This is a genomic window from Erwinia billingiae Eb661, assembly GCF_000196615.1.
Classification (GTDB): domain Bacteria; phylum Pseudomonadota; class Gammaproteobacteria; order Enterobacterales; family Enterobacteriaceae; genus Erwinia; species Erwinia billingiae.
Genome location: NC_014306.1, coordinates 1123957 through 1143409 on the forward strand (window position 1 = coordinate 1123957; position 19453 = coordinate 1143409).

Here is a 19453-nt window from a genome sequence, read left to right on the forward strand (position 1 = left end):
GGCCGACGCCGTTCGGCGCCAAAAGAAGCTCAGCCGTCTCGCGCTGAGCTTCTTTAATGCATCCGCTTAACGCTGCGCTTCGCCACCCAAAGCTTCAATCGTATTGCTCACCAACGCCGCCAGCTCGCTGGTCATCAGAATAAAGTCGGCATCAAATCGCGCCTGAACATCATCCCGATCGATATCATCATTCTGTTCACGCAGGGTGTCTGAAAACTTCAGACGCTTCAGCGAGCCATCATCGGAGAGGATCAGCTGCACACGCTCCTGCCAGTCCAGTGCCAGTTTGGTCACCAGTTTGCCGGCTTCGATATGGTTAGCAATCTCATCGCACACCAGATCCTGCTTCTTACAGCGGATCACGCCGCCATCTTCCAGCAAGGCTTTCAGCTCGGCTTCGTCCATCAGTGCGAACCCGGCCGGCGTTTCACCTGAACGCACCCATTCGGTCATGGTCAGCTCAATCGGGCTTTCCAGCGTCAGTGGCACCACCGGCAGCGAACCGAGGCTCTTGCGCAGCAGCGCCAGCGTATCTTCAGCTTTTTTGGCACTGGCACAGTCAACCATGATCAGGTTGTTAACGGTATCAATCCACAGGAAGGTCTGGCTGAAACGGCTAAAGGCGCGTGGCAGCAGGCTATGCAGCACTTCATCTTTCAGCGAATCTTTTTCGGTCTTTTTCAGTTTGCGCTGCTGTTCGGCTTCAAGCTTGCCGATCTTGGCTTCCAGCGCCTGTTTGATCACTGTAGAAGGCAGGATTTTCTCTTCTTTGCGCGCGCAAATCAGGATCTGGCCATTATTGACGTGGGTAAATGCATCATGGCGCGGGCCCATTGGCGAAACCCAACCGGTTTTTGCCATATCCTGGCTGCCACAAGGAGCGAAAGAGAATGCCTCAAGCTGTTTTTCCATCTCGTCAACCGCCAGTGGGATCTCGCGATTCAGACGATATACCATTAAATTCTTAAACCACAGCATTATGCTTTCCCTCTCGGGCGCGCATCAGGCGCGCTAATTCAAAGTCAGCGCGCATGATAGCGAATCGGCGGCGGGGTTTCATTGCCTTTCCGCCTCCGGCCTTCTAAGGTAAGACGATGACCGTCAAATAATGAGGAATAACAAGTGCGTATCGGGATAGATTTAGGTGGAACTAAAGTTGAGGTGATAGCACTTGCTGAATCCGGCGAGACGCTGTTCCGTCACCGCGTGCCCACGCCGCGTGATGATTATCAGCAGACGCTGGACGCCATTGTCGGCCTCGTCAGGCTGGCCGAAGAGAAAACCGGTGAGCAGGGCACGGTCGGCATCGGCATTCCAGGGACGCTATCGCCTTACACGCGGCTGGTGAAGAATGCCAACTCGACCTGGCTCAACGGGCAGCCGCTGGATAAAGACCTGCAAAAAATGCTTAACCGTGAGGTGCGTATCGCCAATGACGCTAACTGCCTGGCCGTGTCCGAAGCGGTGGATGGCGCGGCGGCAGGGAAGCAGACGGTGTTTGCGGTGATTATCGGCACCGGCTGTGGTGCGGGTGTGGCGCTGAACGGTCAGGCGCACATTGGCGGCAACGGTAATGCGGGCGAGTGGGGGCATAATCCGCTGCCGTGGATGGATGAAGATGAGCTGCGTTACCGCGAAGAAGTGCCGTGCTACTGCGGTAAACAGGGCTGCATTGAAACCTTTATCTCCGGCACCGGCTTCGCCACGGACTATCACCGCCTGAGCGGCGTGGAGCTGAAAGGCGCGGAGATTATCACGCTGCTGGAGCAGCAGGATCCGGTTGCGGAGCTGGCGATGAGCCGTTATGAGCTGCGGCTGGCAAAATCGCTGGCGCACATTGTCAATATTTTCGATCCGGAAATGATTGTGATGGGCGGCGGCATGAGCAATAACGACCGTCTGTATCAGACCGTGCCGCAGTTGATGAAGAAGTGGGTGTTTGGCGGAGAGTGTGAAACCCCGCTGCGTAAAGCGGTTCACGGCGATTCAAGTGGCGTACGTGGCGCCGCCTGGCTCTGGCCGCAGTAAAAAATCAGGGCCGAGGGTCGGCCCTTTTTCTTGCTTACTCGCCTGCCAGCATCGCATCACGCGGCGCGTTGGCACGCTGGTTTTTGGTCATCAGGAAGTAGATATAGCCTGCCACCATAAAGGCCACGAACAGGGCCCCAATCAGCGCATTAAACCACAGCATGGCAATCAGACAGACCACGGCCAGTACCAGCGCAATGCCCGGAACGATTGGGTAGCCTGGCGCACGGAAGCTACGCTCCAGCTCTGGCGCAGTGCGGCGCAGTCGGAACAGGCTCAGCATGCTCATGATGTACATCACGATGGCACCGAACACCGCCATGGTGATCATCGCGGCGGTCAGCGTCATGCCCTGCAGGTTAATCCAGCTGTCGCTGAAGATCGCGGCAATGCCAATCAAACCACCGGCAATGATGGCGCGGTGTGGCGTCTGGAAGCGGGACAGCTTAGCCAGTCCGGCAGGCAGATAGCCAGCGCGGGACAAGGCGAAGAACTGGCGGGAATAGCCCAGAATAATACCGTGGAAGCTCGCCACCAGGCCAAACAACCCAATCCACACCAGCATATGCATCCAGCCGGAGTTTTCGCCCACCACCATTTTCATCGCCTGCGGCAATGGATCGTTGATGTCCGACAGCTTACGCCAGTCACCCGCACCGCCGGCCAGCAGCATCACGCCAATGGCCAGGATCACCAGCGTCAGAATACCGCTGATATAAGCCTTCGGAATGGTGCGTTTCGGATCCCTGGCTTCTTCAGCGGCCATCGCGGCCCCTTCAATGGCGAGGAAGAACCAGATAGCGAACGGGATAGCGGCAAAAATCCCGGAAAGCGCAGGCAGTCCGAAGTGCTCGCCACCCGACCAGCCATTGGCGGCGAAGTTTGCCACGCTGAAGCCCGGCGCGACTACGCCCATAAACACCAGCAGCTCAAGCACCGCTAACACCGTCACCACCAGCTCAAACATCGCCGCCAGCTTAACGCCGAGGATATTCAGCGTCATAAAGATGATATAGGCGCCCACTGCGGCATATTTCGGATTCAGATCGGGGAACTGCACGTTGAGATAGGCGCCGATAGCCATCGCAATGGCCGGCGGGGCAAAGACGAACTCAATCAGGGTTGCCATACCGGCAATCAGGCCACCGGTTTCGCCAAAGGCGCGACGGCTGTAAGCAAAAGGGCCACCGGCATGCGGGATCGCCGTGGTCAGTTCGGTAAAGCTAAAAATAAAACAGGTATACATAAGGGCGATCAGCGCGGTGGTGACCAGGAATCCTAAGGTTCCCGCCACACCCCAGCCGTAACTCCAGCCAAAATATTCGCCGGAAATCACCAGACCTACCGCAATGCCCCACAGATGTATTGTGCCCAGAGTGGGCTTCAGTTTGCCTGTCATAACGCATTCCCCGTGATGAGTTTTATTGTCAGTCGATAATGCAGCCGTGGCCCGCCGGAAAACTTGACGCTGGCGTAAGGAATTTTGTGCTCTGCTGTCAACTCAGAAGCAAAAAAAGCGCCAGATGCACGCTAAAGTCAAAAGAGGGTCATCTGCGGTCAAGCGGGTCAGAGGCAGGTGACGCCATGCTGGTATCACACGGCGGGTAACCGACAGCCAACCATTACGGAGCCAGACTATGACTGCCACGCAATATGACAACCTGGATACAGCCGCGCTGCTAAACCTTGCTCAGCGCACGCTCACCCGTTATCCCGCAGCCTTGCAGGGAACGCTGAGCCTGCTTTGCCGCTCAGAGAACGCCACGTTTTTACTGCAAGCCGGTGGCAAACGCTACGCGCTGCGCCTGCATCGCGGCAATTATCATCAGCGTGCGGATATTGAAAGTGAACTGCACTGGCTCGATGCGCTGCGGGAAACCGGCATCGTGGTGCCGCAGGCGGTGCCGGATAAAGAGGGTCAGACCGTGCAGACGCTGCAACTGGAAGACGGTAGCGAGCGCCATGTGGTGCTGTTTGACTGGATTGAAGGCGAGATGCCGACCACCGAGGTCGATCCGCGTGCCTTCCAGCAGTTAGGCCATATCACCGCCCGCCTGCATCAGCACAGCAAAAGCTGGCAGAAGCCGGCGGGATTCCAGCGCATCATCTGGGATCACCAGACGATGGTCAGCCCGCAGAGTCACTGGGGCGACTGGCGCGATGTGCCGAATCTGCGTCTGCAGGATCGTCCGGTGGTGGAAGAAGCGATTGCCCGGGTCGGTAGCGATCTGACGATCTTTGGCAAAGACGCCTCGCGTTACGGCTTGATCCATGCGGATCTGCGGCTGACCAACCTGCTGCTGCACAAAGGCGAGACGCGGGTGATCGACTTCGACGACTGCGGCATGGGTTGGTATCTGCACGATCTTGCGGCAGCGATCAGTTTTGTCGAGCACCATCCTCGTGCAGCAGAGTGGGTGGATCACTGGATCAAAGGCTACGAGCAGATTGCCCATATCAGTGATGAAGAGATGGCGATGCTGCCAACCCTGCTGATCCAGCGCCGTATCCAGCTGATGGCGTGGGCCGGATCCCATGCCGAAACCGAGATGGCACACAGTCTTGGCCCGCAGTGGGCGGATCATTCTGTGCGGCTGTGCCGCCGCTACCTGGAGACCTGCGAGCTTCCGGTTGGCGCCTGAGTTGCACCCAGAACGGGCAGGCACGCGGCGGGTACCGCATCTGCCCGTGATTGTCCTGTCATAACACCTTGTTTTTAAACGTCACCGACGAGGTTGGTATGAAAATTGCTGCATTAGCAGCATATTTTCTACGCCGAGGCGACGATGATGGAAACCGATCTTATCAGACAGCCTGACATGGCAACGGCGCTGAATGCCAGCGCCGTCAGTAATCGTGGGGTTCTGGCGGCGGCAGCCAGCGGCCTGAGCAGTTTTATCAGTGAGAAGGGCGGCGATGTCGATCGCATTTTTGGCGTCAGCGGCATCGATCCCGAACTGCTTTCCAGCCCGACCTTGAGCCTTGGGCTGATCAACTACTGTCGCGTGATGGAAGAAGCGGCGCGTTATTCAGGTTTTGATAACTTCGGTTTGCACTACGGCAAGCAGTTTAAACCGCAGTCATTAGGTCTGATTGGTTATGTCGGCCTGTGTTCGGCGACGCTGGAACAGGCGTTGCAGAACGTGGTGAATGCCTTTCCGTATCATCAGCACGACACGCTCACCCGGCTGGTTGATAAAGGGGATTGCTGGCGGCTGGATTACCAGGTGCGCCACGGCGCGATCCTCTGTCGCCGTCAGGATGCTGAACTGACGCTGGGGATGTTTATGAACCTTATTCGCCACGTGGCGGGTAAAAACTGGGCACCCAGAGAAGTCCATTTCGAGCATCCACGGCCTTCACAATGGCATGAGCACTGCAAAGTGTTCGATGCGCCGGTCTATTTTGATCAACCCTTCAACTCATTACTGATCCCGAAACGCGATCTGGCGCGATCGATGCCGGACAGCGATCCGATGCTGTTAATGGTGATGCAGGATGCGATCCGCCGCCTGAACAGCGCCACGCCTCAACAAAATATTGTCGATCAGGCCCGTGCGCAGGTGCATCTGGTGTTGCTGAAAGGTGAGCCGGTGCTGGAAGAGGTGGCTGAAAAAATGGGGCTGTCGAGCTGGTCGCTGCAACGGCGGCTACGCGATGAAAACCTGAGCTTCACCGCGCTGGTGGACAAGGTGCGTTGCGAAATGGCCAAGCACTACCTGCAACAGCGCCAGCTGCCAATTTCGGAGATGGCGCTGCTGTTGGGCTATTCCGAAGTCAGCGCCTTTTCCCGCGCCTTCCGCCGCTGGTTTGGCATCAGCCCACGTCAGTGGCGGCAGGACGAGTTGGCGGGTTAACCGGCCGGCTTAAAGTCGAGAATAATTTCGCTGGGGAATTTTTTCGGTGGCGCGGGCAGATTTTCCGCGCTGCTGACCACGCCCCAGGCTTTCTTACACAGTTGCTCATCGCCCGACGTACTCAACACGCTATACCGCCCATTCTGTTTCCAGCTAATGGTCAGCACGCATTCGCGTCCAACATAACGCGCGTGGTCATAAAAATTGCGCTGAATACCGTACTGCATTTTCGCGTAGTAGCGGCAGTCTTCCTCAGACATTTCTGCGGTGGCGGCTGTGCACTGCTGGTCAGCAAACGCCTGCATTTCCTGCGCCGTCGCCGGGGCATTTTGCTGAGTATTTTTGGCTGACTGACAGCCGGCCAGCAGCGTCGTCATCACCGTTGCCGCCAACGCCCATGCCATTTTGTGCCGATTCATTTTCATTTATTCATCACTATTTCTAAAGAATCCTGACGTCCAGCCGATAGTTTATCCTGTTAGCTTCTTGCTGGCTGACTCTTTTTTCGCCGTCAGACTCTTTACAGATAAATCTCTACTTCAGCGAATATATTCGCTCAGATTAAAACAAACTGGCAGGGAATTTACTTAATAACGGAAATAAATTATTTTTCAATTCTCCTTTTCCAGCGTAAATTATGCCTGTTTTTATTAAGTGCTTCGGGAAGTAGGGCAACAGGTTTGCCGTAAATAAAGCCGTCAGACGGGTTTTCACCTTAATTCATGGAACAGAAATGAAACCTTATATTAACGTCCTCGCATTGACCTTATTAAGTAGCGCCATGCTCAGCGGTTGCGCGACTGAATCCTCGCGTGCCATTGAAGCGCCTCAGGTGACTGCTGCCACGCAACCGGCCTGGCAGGGCGCTAAAAGCCCCATCGCGGTCGGTAAGTTCGATAACCGCTCTGCGTATATGAACGGCATCTTCTCGGATGGCGTCGATCGTCTGGGCAATCAGTCCAAAACGATTCTGATCACCCACCTGCAGCAAACCGGCCGCTTTAACGTGCTGGATCGCGCCAACCTGGATGAGCTGAAGGCTGAAGCGGGCTACAAGCGCAGCGCGCAGACCATCAAGGGTGCGGACTATGTGGTGACCGGTGATATCACCGAGTTCGGACGCAAGGAAGTCGGCGATCAGCAGCTTTGGGGCATTCTGGGCCGGGGGAAAACGCAGGTTGCTTACGCGAAAGTGAACCTGAACATCGTTGATGTTGCCACCTCTGAAGTGGTTTATTCCGTGCAGGGCGCGGGCGAATATCAGCTTTCAAATCGTGAAGTGATTGGCTTTGGCGGCACCGCCAGCTATGACTCGACGTTGAATGGCAAGGTGATCGATCTGGCGATGCGTGAAGCGGTAAATCATCTGGTCAGCGGACTGGAGTCCGGCGCATGGCGCGCAGCTAAATAACTCAGGGAAGGGAATACAATGCGAATTAATAAGACACTGCTAATCGCGACAACCGCGCTGTTATTGACGGCCTGCGCCGAAAAAAGTAGCAATATCTATTATTGGGGTGACTATCAGCCCTCGCTTTACAGCTATTACCAGAAAAGTGCGGCACCTGAAAAAGAAATTGAGACGCTTAATGCGGTTATTCAGCAAGCCCATGCCAAAAATAAACCGGTAGCGCCAGGCCTGCGCGCACAATTGGGATTGTTGTATGTCGATACCGGTCATCCGGATCTGGCATTCGAGCAATTTAACGCCGAGAAAACCGCGTTTCCAGAATCCGCTCACTATATGGACTTTCTGATGCGTAATAAGCAGGGAGCAAATTAATGAAGAAAATTGTAGTTATTTCCGCCGTCCTGGCGGTGCTGGCCCTGACCGGCTGCGCCAAAAAAACGCCTTATGATTACACCGCGTTCCGTGCCAGCAAGCCGGCCTCGATTCTGGTGCTGCCTGCGGAAAATCGCACCACGGATATCAATGCCGCCCACAGCTTTGCCTCGCTGGTAACACAGCCGCTGGCGGAATCGGGCTACTACGTCTTCCCGGTCGCCGTGGTGGAAGAGACCTTTAATCAGAACGGCCTGACCAATGCCACCGACATTCGTGGCGTCAGCGCGGCTAAGTTGCGCAGTATCTTCAATGCGGATGCGGCGCTGTACATCGATATCACTTCGTACGGCACCAAGTACATTGTGGTAGACAGCGTGACCCAGGTGACGGCCACTGCCAAACTGGTGGATTTGCGCACCGGCACGCAGATCTGGAGTGGACTGGCCACCGCGGCGAACAACGAAAACAACAATAACCAGGGACTGGTGGGGATGCTGGTTGCGGCGGCGGTGAAGCAGATCGTCAACAACGTCAGCGATGAGGCGCATACCGTGGCCTCTGTCACCAGTGCCCGTTTGCTGAGCGCCAATGACAATGGCGGCATTTTAAAAGGGCCGCGCGCGAAATCACCGACCCTGTAAGTCATCATCGGGCGCCTTCCAGGCGCCCGATTTACGCCGAGGGCGTTTCCAGCTTGCTGTAACCCAATCCGTTGACTTTTCTGACCTTGATCTGCACCGGGATGCGTTCTTTCATCGCTTCCACGTGGCTGATCACGCCAATCGTTTTGCCACTGGCATTCAGGGCATCCAGCGCGTCCAACGCACTGTCCAGCGTTTCCGCATCCAGCGTGCCAAAACCTTCGTCGAGGAACAGGGATTCAATCCGGGTTTTATGGCTGACCAGGTCCGACAGCGCCAATGCCAGCGCAAGGCTGACGAGGAAGCTTTCGCCGCCGGACAGGGTGCGGGTATCGCGCAGTGAATCTGCCTGCCAGGTATCCACCACCTGCAACTCCAGCGCCTCTTTCGATTTACGCTGCAACAGATAGCGTCCGTGCAGCCGGTTCAGCTGGTTGTTCGCCAGCCATACCAGGTGATCAAGGGTCAGTCCCTGGGCGAACTTACGGAATTTATCCCCTTCGCGGGAACCGATCAGCTGGTTGAGATAGCCCCAGTCTTCCACTTCCTGTTCGTTCTGCCGGATTTGTTCCAGTAACGATTGCTGCTGCTGGCGACGCGCGGCATCGCTGGTCAGCTGCTGGCGGGTTTCCCCTTGCTGGCGATTATTCTCTTTCAGCAGGTTAGCCAGCCGGCTGACCGCTTCACTTAACGCCTCAGTCTGCTCCGTGAGTTCGGCGGGTTTCTGCTCAAGATGCCGATCCCGGATTTTTTGCGCCTGTTGCAGCAATACGCTGGCTTGCTGGCGACGCTGGTCGTGCTGCTTTTGCAATGCACGCAGTTTCAGCGTCTGCTCTTCATCCAGCAATGCGGCAGTGAAGGCCGCTTCATCACTGAAGTGACTGGCGGCCAGTGCGGTATTCAACGCTTGCTGAGCATCTTCAAGCCGTCGTGCCAGCGTAACCGACTGCTCAGATAGTGAGTTATGCTGTCCGGTCAGTGTATTTAACTGGTTCTGCTCTGTCTGCCACTGCTGCAGGCAGGCTTGGCTGCTTTCGGCGTGACGCTGAGAATCCAGACGCAGCTGCTGTTGTACCGCTGAAGTTGCCTGCTCGCCAAACAGCTGCAGGCGTTGGGCTCGCAATTCGCTCAGCGATTCAGCTTCGGTGTTAAGGCGCAGTGCCAGTTCCGCAAGGCGCGATTTTTCGCGGCCGATTTCATCGCTCAATGCCTGCTGCTGAGTGGCAAGGGTCGTCAGCTGTGGCAACAGGTCAGTTAGCGCCTGCTCCGCTTTCAGCCACTGCTGCCACTCATCTTGTCTGCTGGCCAGCCAGCTTTCATGGCTGCCCGGCTCGGGTGGCGTCAGCGCAGATTCGGCCAGCGAGGCCTGCAGGTCGTCGCGCTGCTGCTGCACGGCGGCCTGCTGCTGTTTATGCTGCTGCTCCAGCTCGCTCAGCGCCTGTCGGGTAGTAAGCAGTTGCTGACCTGCCAGCTGTTGCTGCTGCAGCAATGCTGCCAGCTCATTCTGCCGCTGGTTCAGCGCATCTTTCTGCTGTTGCAGTTCTCGCGCGCTTTGCTGCAGGCTGAGTAAGTTAGCCTGACCCTCAGCTTCTGACTGATCCTGAGCGGCCAGCCATTGCTGCGTTTCTTCCCGGTCTGCCAGCGTCAGGGTTAACGCCAGGCCATCGACTGCGGTCTGCCACTGGCTTTGTAACTGTGCGGCTTCACGATCGTTCTCTTCCCGCAGCTGCTGCTCTTTCTCCGCCTGCTGCTGCAGGTTTTTCAACTGTTCCCGCGTCGCCGTGCCCTGATCTTTCAGGCTATCGACCTCGGCTTTCAGTTTGACCAGCCGCTGCTGATTTTCTGACGGCTCAAGGGCCTGATAGTCGGCAATTGCAGGATGCTCGCACGCGCCACACAGCGGACAAGGCTGACCGGCTTCCAGTAAGGCCCGCTGCTGCTCCAGCCCGGCAATGCGCCTCTCAAGCTCGCAGCGCTTCTCCAGATCCTGCCAGTGCTGATGCTTCTCTTTCCAGTTCGCGCGCAGCACCTCGAGTTGCTGTTCGGTCAGCTTCAGCTGTTTCTGACCCTCTGACTGACTGGTTTGCTGTCGCTGCATGCGGGTCTGCAACTGCTGCCACTGCGGGATCAGCAGCGCCAGCGTTTGTCGGAGTGGACGTTGCTGGCTGAGCTGGGCCAGCGAGGCCTGCAGCCGATCTTCCGGATGCTGCAGCTGACGCTGGTGATGCAATTTTTCAGCTTCATCACAGCGGGTTTTGGCCTGTTCCAGCTGCTGTTGCTGAGGCTGTATCTGCCGATCGAGCGCGGTGTAATGCTGTTCCTGCTGAACCACCTGAGCGGCCTGTTGTGCACTGCGTGCCTGCAGTGCAGTCAGCGCCAGTTCGCTCTGATGCTGCTGCTCAAAGCGCACGCGCCACAGGGGAAGGGAGGCACCCCAGCCGGAAAAGTGCGGATGTGCCTGCTGCCATTGGCGGGTTTGCTGCTGCTGAAGTTGCTTCTCAGCCTGGGATTTCTGGTTCTGCTGCAGGGCATCCTGCCGACGATTAAGAGATTGTTGGTACTCACTGACCTCTTTTTCGAGCAGCTGGTTTTGCTGGTCCAGCGTGGCGATGCGGTTATCCAGCGGCAGCACCCTGTCGGTAATCACCGTTTCCTGCTGCTGGCGATGCGCTTCATGCTGTTGCCGTGCCTCATCGGCCGCTTTCAGCTGCTGGGTTAAGCCGGTCAGCTGCTGCTGAGCCCGATCCTTTTGCTGGGACAGGTTCTGCAGCTGGATGCTGAGCTGATGCGCATCCTGCTGATACTGTTCGCGTTGTTGCCAGAGCGGGCGCAGTTTTTCTGCCGGTTCGGCCTGAACCAGACGCGCCAGCTCGCCGCTGTCATGTTGCCAGGCGCTTTCGGCCTGCTGATGATCGTCTTCGGCCGCTTTCAGCGCCTGCAAGGCCGCGTGATATTGCTGCTGCCATTGCCATAAAAGGCTGTGCTGCTGATGTTGCGAAGTGAGTACCTGCTCATCCGACACCAACTGCTCTAACTGGGTTGTTAGCAGCTGCAGTTGCTCTTCGTCGAGCAGCGCCATGCCGCTGGCCTGCGCACGCAGCGTATCCAGCGCCACTTTGGCGTTTTTATGCCGTTCAAAGACGTTGGCGGACAGGCGACCGTAGATTTCGGTGCCGGTCAGCTCTTCCAGCAGCTCTGCCCGGCTGTTGGCATCGGCATTCAGAAAGGCGGCAAACTGCCCTTGCGACAGCATCATCGATTTGGTGAAACGCTCGAAATCCAGCCCGGTCAGCGCGGTCAGCATATCCAGCTTGTCTTTCACCTTATCGGCAACGATTTTGTTGTCATCACAGCGGGCCAGCTCGACGCGCGGGGCCTGCAGATTGCCATCCACCGCGCCGCGTGCGCGGTTCTGGCTCCAGAATGCCCGCCAGGCCACGCCTTTCACTTCAAATTCAACCTCGGCCAGACATTCTGAGGTGTCGCGGGTCATCAAATCGTTCTGCGTCTGCGAGAGTTTCCCCAGCCGCGACGTCTCGTGGTACAGCGCCAGGCAGATGGCATCCAGCAGGGTGGTTTTTCCCGCGCCGGTCGGGCCGGTAATGGCAAACAAACCGTTGCTGGCAAAGGGCTCGGCGGTAAAATCTATCTTCCATTCGCCTTTCAGCGAGTTGAGGTTTTTGAACCGCAGCGTCAGGATTTTCACGGTTGCACCTCATCATCAATTTCTGCCAGCGTCAGGGTGAACAGCGCCGTCGCCCGCGCCAGCCGTTCAGGCTGTTCATTTTCTTCCAGCGCCAGACGGCGGCTAAACACCTCCTGCGCGCTGAGTTCGCTGAGGGTTTCATTGTTTTGCCGGTCGATAACCTGTTCCCGTTGCTCGCGGCTGCGGCGCAACAGCACCACCTCTACCGGCATTTCCTGGGTCAGTTCCTGAATACGCCGCTGAAGGTCGTTCAGCCACGCCTGGGTGGAAATCTCGATATCCAGCCACACCGGCTTGCCATCTTCACGCGGCGCAATCGCGGCCAGCTGCTGCTCAATCTCTTCCAGCGAGCCTTTGATCATCTGCATCGGCTGAAACAGCGGGACAGAGAGCGTTTCAACCTGGCTCAGCTTGCCGTCGGCAAAGTCGACCAGAAACACGCTTTTGTCTTTGCCCAACTCGTCAAAACTGAGCGGAATAGGGGAGCCGCTGTAGCGAATATGCTCCGTGTTGGCGATGCGCTGCGCGCGGTGGATATGGCCGAGCGCGATGTAATCCGCCGGGGGAAATGCCTGGGCCGGAAAAGCATCCAGCGTGCCGATATAGATATCGCGTACCGCATCACTTTTGGTCACGCCGACGGTGGTCAGATGGCCGGTAGCAATAATCGGCAACGGTAAATCCAGCCTTTGCCGCTCGGCCTGCGCCGCCTGCCAGCAGCGATCGTAATGCTGGGTGATGGCCTCCAGCAGGGTCTGATGCTTCTCATGGCCAGACTGACCGGCCTGGCTGACGGTGATGTCACGCGGGCGAAGGAAGGGAATGGCGCACAGGACCGCGCCAGGTTCGCCATTGCGCTTATTCAGGATCACCACCTGCTGGGCGATATCGTCACTGGCCGCGGCGATCACCCGGGTGTTGAGACAGGCCAGCAGCTCACGCGATTCATTCAGCGTGGCGACGGAATCATGATTGCCACCCAGCACCACCAGCTGACAGCCGGTTTGCTGGAGGTTGACCACGAAACGGTTATACAGCTCGCGCGCATAGCTGGGCGGCGAACCGGTGTCGAAAATATCCCCCGCGATGATAATGGCATCCACCTGATGTTCCACCGCCTGAGCCAGCAGCCAGTCTGTAAAAGCCTGATGTTCCGGGGCGCGGCTTTTGGTGTAAAAAAATTGGCCCAGATGCCAGTCTGACGTGTGGATAATTCGCATGAGATCCCTTTAAGGCGCAAGGCAGAGTCGACGATTATAAACAGCAACGCGTAAAACCCCAGTCTGAATGACTGTAACCTTCACAAAAGTGTTATAAAACGGCGGCCCGGGCCGTGCTTTTTTCATAAAACTGTCATAAAACTGACGCATAATGACGCCGCAAATCCAGTGACATTCCGTCACAGTAGCAGGAGCAATAATGGCTAAGCGTATTCTGGTAGTCGAAGATGAAGCCCCAATCCGTGAGATGTTGTGTTTCGTGCTGGAGCAAAATGACTATCAACCGATAGAAGCGGAAGATTATGACAGTGCGGTCAATTTGCTTATCGAACCCTGGCCTGATTTGATCCTGTTGGACTGGATGCTCCCGGGTGGTTCAGGCATTCAGTTTATCAAGCATTTAAAGCGTGAAGCGATGACCCGCGACATTCCGGTGATGATGCTGACGGCGCGCGGTGAAGAAGAAGATCGCGTTCGCGGTCTGGAAGTGGGGGCTGACGACTATATTACCAAGCCGTTTTCGCCGAAAGAGTTGGTGGCGCGGATTAAAGCGGTAATGCGCAGGATCTCGCCAATGGCGGTGGAAGAAGTGATTGAGATGCAGGGACTGAGCCTGGATCCTTCGTCTCATCGCGTGATGTCAGACACCCAGCCGCTGGAAATGGGGCCGACGGAATACAAGCTGCTGCATTTCTTTATGACCCATCCTGAGCGGGTTTACAGCCGTGAGCAGTTGCTTAATCATGTCTGGGGCACTAACGTGTACGTCGAAGATCGTACCGTTGACGTTCATATTCGCCGCTTGCGTAAAGCGCTGGAACTGACCGGGCACGATCGCATGGTGCAGACGGTTCGCGGAACAGGTTACCGTTTCTCTGCACGTTACTGATCGTTCGCACTGGAGTCTTCACCGTGTTGGAACGCCTCTCCTGGAAGAGATTGTTGCTGGAAGTGGTGCTCGCCTGCCTTCCGGCCCTGATTTTGGGGCTGCTGGTGGGCTACCTGCCCTGGCTGCTACTGGTATCGGTGTTAGCCGTTTTGGGCTGGCATTTCGCTAATTTACTTCGTTTATCCCACTGGCTGTGGATTGACCGCAGCATGACGCCACCGGCGGGGCGCGGCAGTTGGGAACCTCTCTTTTATGGCCTTTACCAGATGCAGGCGAGAAATCGCCGGCGTCGGCGTGAGCTGGGCCATCTGATCAAACGCTTTCGCAGTGGCGCCGAATCCTTACCTGATGCGGTGGTATTGACCACCGAAGAGGGCACCATTTTCTGGTGTAACGGCCTGGCGCAACAGATGCTGGGACTGCGCTGGCCGGAAGACAATGGTCAGAACATCCTTAACCTGCTGCGCTATCCCGAGTTTACCCGCTATGTGCGGAAGCGCGATTTTACCCGACCGTTGACGCTGGTGCTGAACAGCAATCGTCAGCTGGAATTCCGCGTAATGCCCTATTCGGAAGGGCAATGGCTGCTGGTAGCCCGTGACGTCACGCAGATGCATCAGCTTGAGGGCGCCCGGCGCAACTTCTTTGCTAACGTCAGCCATGAGCTACGCACGCCGTTAACGGTGCTGCAGGGCTATCTGGAGATGATGAACGATTCGGTGATGGAAGGCCCGCTGCGTGACAAGGCCCTGCACACCATGCAGGAGCAGACCCGCCGCATGGACGGCCTGGTGAAACAGTTGCTGACCCTGTCGCGGATTGAAGCCGCACCGGCGCTGGATCTGCAGGAAAAAGTCGACGTGCCGATGATGCTGCGTCTGCTGCAGCGTGAAGCGGAAACCCTGAGCCAGGGCCGGCACGAGATTCACTTCACGATGGACGCGGATTTGCGGGTGTATGGCAATGATGAACAGCTGCGCAGCGCCATCTCAAACCTGGTGTACAACTCGGTTAACCACACGCCGGCCGGCACGCGCATCGATATCAGCTGGCTGAGAACTCCACAGGGCGCGCAATTTAAGGTGAAGGATAACGGTCCGGGCATTGCACAAGAGCATATTCCCCGGCTGACCGAGCGCTTTTACCGCGTCGATAAGGCCCGTTCGCGGCAAACCGGCGGCAGCGGGCTTGGCCTGGCGATCGTCAAGCATGCGCTCAGCCACCACAACACCCGGCTGGACATCACCAGCCAGCCTGGCAAAGAGACCTGTTTCAGCTTCTCCTTACCACCAAGGTTGATTGTCAGCAGCGAGTTGGCACAGAATGCGGTTCGATGATCGTAGCGGAACCCTGTGATGAAAAAGCTGTTTCTGATGCTGCTGGCCTGTTTCAGCCTGACCACCCAGGCACAAGAGGGGATGCTGGCCGGTAACCTGACCAGCGTTGGCTCGGATACCCTCGGCAGCTTAATGACGCTGTGGGGCGATAGCTTCAACCGGCAGTTTCCGGGCGTAAATGTGCAGGTGCAGGCCGCTGGTTCCTCTACCGCACCCACCTCGCTGGCGGCCGGCGCGGCGCAGATTGGCGCAATGAGTCGCCCGATGCAGGCGGTTGAGCGCCAGCTGTTCGAGGACCGCTATGGCTATCCACCGCTGGCCGTGCCGGTGGCGATGGATGCGCTGGTGGTGGTGGTCAATCAGGACAACCCGATCAAGGGTCTGAATACGCAGCAGCTCGATGCGATCTTTTCCGTTACCCGGCGCTGTGGCGCGCTCTCCGCGGTGCATCGCTGGGGCGATGTGCAGTTAACTCAACCAAGCTGGGTGTCCCGTCCTTTGCAGCGTTTTGGCCGCAATTCCGCTTCCGGCACCTGGGGCTTTTTCAAGCAGCAGGCGTTGTGCAATGGCGATTTCCGCAATGATGTCGGGGAATATCCCGGCTCTGCGGCGGTGGTGCAGGCCGTGGCGGGCACGCTGAATGCCATTGGCTATGCCAGCATGGGCATTCATCTCAGCGGTGTGAAGACATTACCGGTGTCCCGCGATGGCCAGAACTGGGTGGCGCCGGATGCGGCCAATATTCGCAGCGGCCGTTATCCTTACGCCCGCAAGCTGTACCTGTACGTCAATAAACCACCCGGCAAGCCGCTGGAACCTCTTACCGCCGCGTTTCTTCATCACGTGTTATCCGCTGACGGCCAGGCGCTGGTCACCCAGGCGGGATATCTGCCGTTATCGCCAGAGCAGGTCAGTCAGGCGCGTGCGCTGATTGAGGATCGTTAACACCGGCCAAGATGAATTTTTTTCATGTCTGATGAATTATCCTCGTTTGCGCCAGCGTCGCTCTCATGACACTCTTGCGTCTGGACATATAGACATCCAGAAGTCTAAGAATAACGATTCGTGATAATTTCACCGGTAAATTATGCGCGTGTGCGCAGGTCAGGAGTGACACAACATGCAAAGAGATTCAGCTCAGTATCGTGCCGAAGTGGTAGGCAGCTTCCTTCGTCCCGCCGCCATCAAACAGGCGCGCGAGCAGTTCCAGAAGGGTGAGATTGATGCCGTTGCCCTGCGTCGTATTGAAGATGAAGCCATTCGTGATGTGGTCACTCATCAGCGCGCCTGTGGACTGAAGGTGGTCACCGACGGTGAATTCCGCCGCGCGTGGTGGCACTTTGACTTCTTCGATGGCCTGGAAGGCGTTGAGCGCTATGAGTCTGAGCAGGGCATCCAGTTCAACGGCGTGCAGACCAAAGCCCACGGTATCCGTGTCACCGGCAAGATCGCCTTCGGTAACCATCCGATGCTGGAAGACTTCCGCTACCTGAAAAGTATCAGCGGCGACGCGGTGGCGAAAATGACCATTCCTAGCCCAAGCGTGATGCACTTCCGCGGTGGCCGTAAGGCGATCGACGCCAACGTTTACCCGGATCTTAACGACTACTTCGACGATCTGGCCACCGTCTACCGTGACGCGATTAGCGCATTTTATGCGGCCGGCTGCCGTTACCTGCAGCTCGACGACACCGTCTGGGCTTACCTCTGTTCTGAAGATCAGAAAAGCCAGATCCGCGAGCGCGGCGACGATCCAGAACAGCTGGCGCGCATTTATGCGCAGGTGCTGAATAAAGCCATCGAAGGCAAGCCGGACGATCTGACCATTGGTCTGCATGTCTGTCGCGGCAACTTCCGTTCAACCTGGATCTCCGAAGGCGGCTATGAGCCGGTGGCAGAAATTCTGTTCGGCACCGTGAATATTGATGCCTTCTTCCTGGAATATGATAACGAGCGTTCCGGCGGCTTCGAGCCTCTGCGCTTTATCAAACCCGGCAAGCAGCAGGTGGTGCTGGGCCTGATCACCACTAAAAACGGTGAGCTGGAAAATCCGCAAACGGTGAAAGCGCGGATTGCCGAAGCGGCGCAGTTTGTCAGCCTCGATCAAATCTGCCTGAGCCCGCAGTGTGGCTTTGCCTCCACTGAAGAGGGCAACAGCCTGACCGAAGAGCAGCAGTGGGCGAAGCTGCGTCTGGTGGTCGATATCGCCAAAGACGTCTGGTAACCCTGCATCAACCTGTGTAAAAGGCGCGGAATTCCGCGCCTTTTGTGCATCATCCGGCCATTCCCTGCAGAAATTAACCCCGCGTTGCACAAATAAAATACAAATCATGTAAGGCATCCAGCCGATAACCTGAAGCGATACACTGGCTGGTTCTTTTTTTGCAACATATCGCTCTGCTTTTCCGATCCCGCCTTGCCTTTCTGCCCTATAAACGGTTTACTTAGCGCCGTTTTTACGTTATCCCCCTGTAAACAGATTAAAATCAGCGCAAATCCGCTACCAGAGTGACCACAGGACAGACAATCGCCCTGTATCGGTCTGAAATTCTGGCGTTTTTAGTGCAGGCAGGGTGATGAAGCTGACATCGCGACTTCACTTAACACCAGTACGGGCTAATTTTCTGCTTATGACGAATCGTTTAACTTCCAAAGACATCCTGGCACTGGGGTTTATGACCTTTGCGCTGTTTGTGGGTGCAGGTAACATTATTTTCCCGCCTATGGTCGGCATCCAGTCTGGTGAACATGTCTGGATTGCGGCCCTCGGCTTCCTGCTCACTGCCGTAGGTCTGCCGGTGATCACCGTCATTGCGTTGGCCCGTGTCGGCGGCGGCGTGGATGCGCTGAGTACGCCAATCGGTAAAGCGGCCGGTCTGGTGCTGGCCACCGTTTGCTATCTTGCCGTTGGCCCGCTGTTCGCCACGCCGCGTACCGCAACCGTCTCGTTTGAAGTCGGCATCGCGCCACTGACCGGTGACGGCTGGCTGCCGCTGTTTATCTACAGCCTGATTTACTTCTCGCTGGTGATCGGCATTTCCCTGTATCCCGGCAAACTGCTGGATACCGTTGGCCACTTCCTGGCGCCGCTGAAAATTGTGGCGCTGGCGATATTGGGCATTGCGGCGCTGATATGGCCTGCTGGCGGCCTGGCCCCGGCGACCGAGGCGTATCAACATGCGGCGTTCTCCAGCGGCTTCGTCAATGGTTACCTGACCATGGATACGCTGGGGGCGATGGTGTTCGGCATCGTGATTGTCAACGCAGCGCGTTCGCGTGGCGTCAGTGACGCGAAATTGCTGACGCGTTATACCGTGCTGGCCGGTTTGATTGCCGGTGTTGGCCTGACGCTGGTGTATCTGGCGCTGTTCAAGCTGGGTTCCAACAGTTCAGCTATCGTTGATCAGGGTGCCAACGGCGCAGCTATCCTGCACGCCTATGTTCAGCAGACCTTCGGTGGCATGGGCAGCGTGTTTCTTGCCGCGCTGATCTTTGTGGCCTGCATGGTGACGGCAGTTGGCCTGACCTGTGCCTGTGCCGAGTTCTTTGAGCAGTACCTGCCGCTGAGCTATCGCCAGCTGGTGTTTGTACTGGGTCTGTTCTCAATGGTGGTGTCTAACCTCGGCCTGAGCCATTTGATTGCCATCTCCATTCCGGTGCTGACCGCGATTTATCCGCCGTGCATCGTGCTGGTGCTGCTGAGCTTTACCCTGAGCTGGTGGAACAAAAACACCCGCATTATTGCGCCAACCATGCTGGTCAGCCTGCTGTTCGGCATTGTTGATGCGATCAAAACCACCGGCTGGAAAGATTTGCTGCCGGCGTTCGCCCAGCATCTGCCGCTGGCAGAACAAGGTCTGGCCTGGTTGCCGCCATCGCTGGCCATGCTGGTACTGGTGGCCGTGTATGACCGCGTCTCCGGCAGTCGTGAGCAGGTCAGCGCGCAGCAGAAATAGTCTTAACCCCCGCGTCTTCTGTTGCCCGTGCGG

General features: G+C 56.9%; 16 protein-coding genes. 11 read left to right on the forward strand and 5 right to left on the reverse strand.

All coding sequences use genetic code 11. The annotated features are described in order from the left end of the window. Positions 1-66: 66 nt before the first annotated feature. On the reverse strand, positions 67-978 hold the full coding sequence (rdgC, locus tag EBC_RS06465) for a recombination-associated protein RdgC (RefSeq protein WP_013200989.1): 912 nt from the start codon (positions 976-978) through the stop codon (positions 67-69). A gap of 144 nt (positions 979-1122) precedes the next feature. Here rdgC and mak point away from each other — a divergent pair, with 144 nt between their 5' ends. Continuing rightward, positions 1123-2028: a fructokinase gene (gene mak / locus EBC_RS06470; RefSeq protein ID WP_013200990.1), complete on the forward strand. Its 906-nt coding sequence runs from the start codon at positions 1123-1125 to the stop codon at positions 2026-2028. A 34-nt stretch (positions 2029-2062) separates the two neighbouring features. On the opposite strand, the gene eat is transcribed toward mak, so the two are convergent. Further along, positions 2063-3427, reverse strand: coding sequence for an ethanolamine permease (eat, locus tag EBC_RS06475; protein ID WP_013200991.1), 1365 nt, complete (start codon positions 3425-3427; stop codon positions 2063-2065). 238 nt (positions 3428-3665) lie between these two features. On the opposite strand from eat, the gene EBC_RS06480 reads away from it, so the two are divergent. Both EBC_RS06480 and qhpR read left to right on the forward strand, forming a co-directional pair. Next, positions 3666-4670 carry a phosphotransferase enzyme family protein gene (locus tag EBC_RS06480; protein ID WP_013200992.1) on the forward strand — a complete coding sequence of 335 codons (1005 nt, stop codon included), beginning with the start codon at positions 3666-3668 and terminating at the stop codon, positions 4668-4670. A 147-nt stretch (positions 4671-4817) separates the two neighbouring features. Next, positions 4818-5885, forward strand: coding sequence for an AraC-like transcriptional regulator QhpR (gene qhpR / locus EBC_RS06485; RefSeq protein WP_013200993.1), 1068 nt, complete (start codon positions 4818-4820; stop codon positions 5883-5885). Here qhpR and EBC_RS26100 read toward each other — a convergent pair. Next, positions 5882-6310, reverse strand: coding sequence for a cell envelope integrity TolA C-terminal domain-containing protein (locus tag EBC_RS26100; protein WP_049789584.1), 429 nt, complete (start codon positions 6308-6310; stop codon positions 5882-5884). The two genes, qhpR and EBC_RS26100, sit on opposite strands and share 4 nt — an antisense overlap. 308 nt (positions 6311-6618) lie before the next feature. On the opposite strand from EBC_RS26100, the gene EBC_RS06495 reads away from it, so the two are divergent. From EBC_RS06495 to EBC_RS06505, 3 genes are read left to right on the forward strand one after another with little or no spacing between them, the layout of a single operon-like run. Beyond that, on the forward strand, positions 6619-7296 hold the full coding sequence (locus EBC_RS06495; protein ID WP_013200994.1) for a CsgG/HfaB family protein: 678 nt from the start codon (positions 6619-6621) through the stop codon (positions 7294-7296). Between the two features lie 18 nt (positions 7297-7314). Next, positions 7315-7668, forward strand: coding sequence for a DUF4810 domain-containing protein (locus EBC_RS06500; RefSeq protein WP_013200995.1), 354 nt, complete (start codon positions 7315-7317; stop codon positions 7666-7668). Next, the gene (locus tag EBC_RS06505; protein WP_013200996.1) at positions 7668-8312 is read left to right on the forward strand and encodes a DUF799 domain-containing protein; all 645 of its coding nucleotides are present in this window, start codon (positions 7668-7670) and stop codon (positions 8310-8312) included. Before EBC_RS06500 ends, EBC_RS06505 begins: the two co-directional genes overlap by 1 nt. A 31-nt stretch (positions 8313-8343) precedes the next feature. Here the strand turns inward: EBC_RS06505 and EBC_RS06510 are convergent, their stop codons facing one another. Both EBC_RS06510 and sbcD read right to left on the reverse strand, forming a co-directional pair. After that, positions 8344-12018 (reverse strand): SbcC/MukB-like Walker B domain-containing protein, encoded by a 3675-nt coding sequence (locus EBC_RS06510; RefSeq protein ID WP_013200997.1) that lies wholly within the window; start codon positions 12016-12018, stop codon positions 8344-8346. Further along, positions 12015-13238, reverse strand: a complete 1224-nt coding sequence (sbcD, locus tag EBC_RS06515) for an exonuclease subunit SbcD (RefSeq protein WP_013200998.1) — start codon at positions 13236-13238, stop codon at positions 12015-12017. Before sbcD ends, EBC_RS06510 begins: the two co-directional genes overlap by 4 nt. A gap of 199 nt (positions 13239-13437) precedes the next feature. On the opposite strand from sbcD, the gene phoB reads away from it, so the two are divergent. The 5 genes from phoB to brnQ all read left to right on the forward strand — a co-directional run bounded on the left by phoB (position 13438) and on the right by brnQ (position 19420). Then, entirely contained in the window at positions 13438-14127 is a 690-nt protein-coding gene (phoB, locus tag EBC_RS06520) for a phosphate response regulator transcription factor PhoB (RefSeq protein ID WP_013200999.1), read from the forward strand. A 23-nt stretch (positions 14128-14150) separates the two neighbouring features. After that, entirely contained in the window at positions 14151-15464 is a 1314-nt protein-coding gene (gene phoR, locus EBC_RS06525) for a phosphate regulon sensor histidine kinase PhoR (protein WP_013201000.1), read from the forward strand. A gap of 18 nt (positions 15465-15482) precedes the next feature. Next, positions 15483-16409, forward strand: a complete 927-nt coding sequence (locus EBC_RS06530) for a PstS family phosphate ABC transporter substrate-binding protein (protein ID WP_013201001.1) — start codon at positions 15483-15485, stop codon at positions 16407-16409. Positions 16410-16584: 175 nt separating this feature from the next. After that, a complete protein-coding gene (locus tag EBC_RS06535; RefSeq protein ID WP_013201002.1) occupies positions 16585-17688 on the forward strand; it encodes a cobalamin-independent methionine synthase II family protein in 1104 nt (367 codons plus the stop codon). A 406-nt stretch (positions 17689-18094) separates the two neighbouring features. Further along, the gene (brnQ, locus tag EBC_RS06540) at positions 18095-19420 is read left to right on the forward strand and encodes a branched-chain amino acid transport system II carrier protein (protein WP_013201003.1); all 1326 of its coding nucleotides are present in this window, start codon (positions 18095-18097) and stop codon (positions 19418-19420) included. Positions 19421-19453 lie beyond the last annotated feature (33 nt).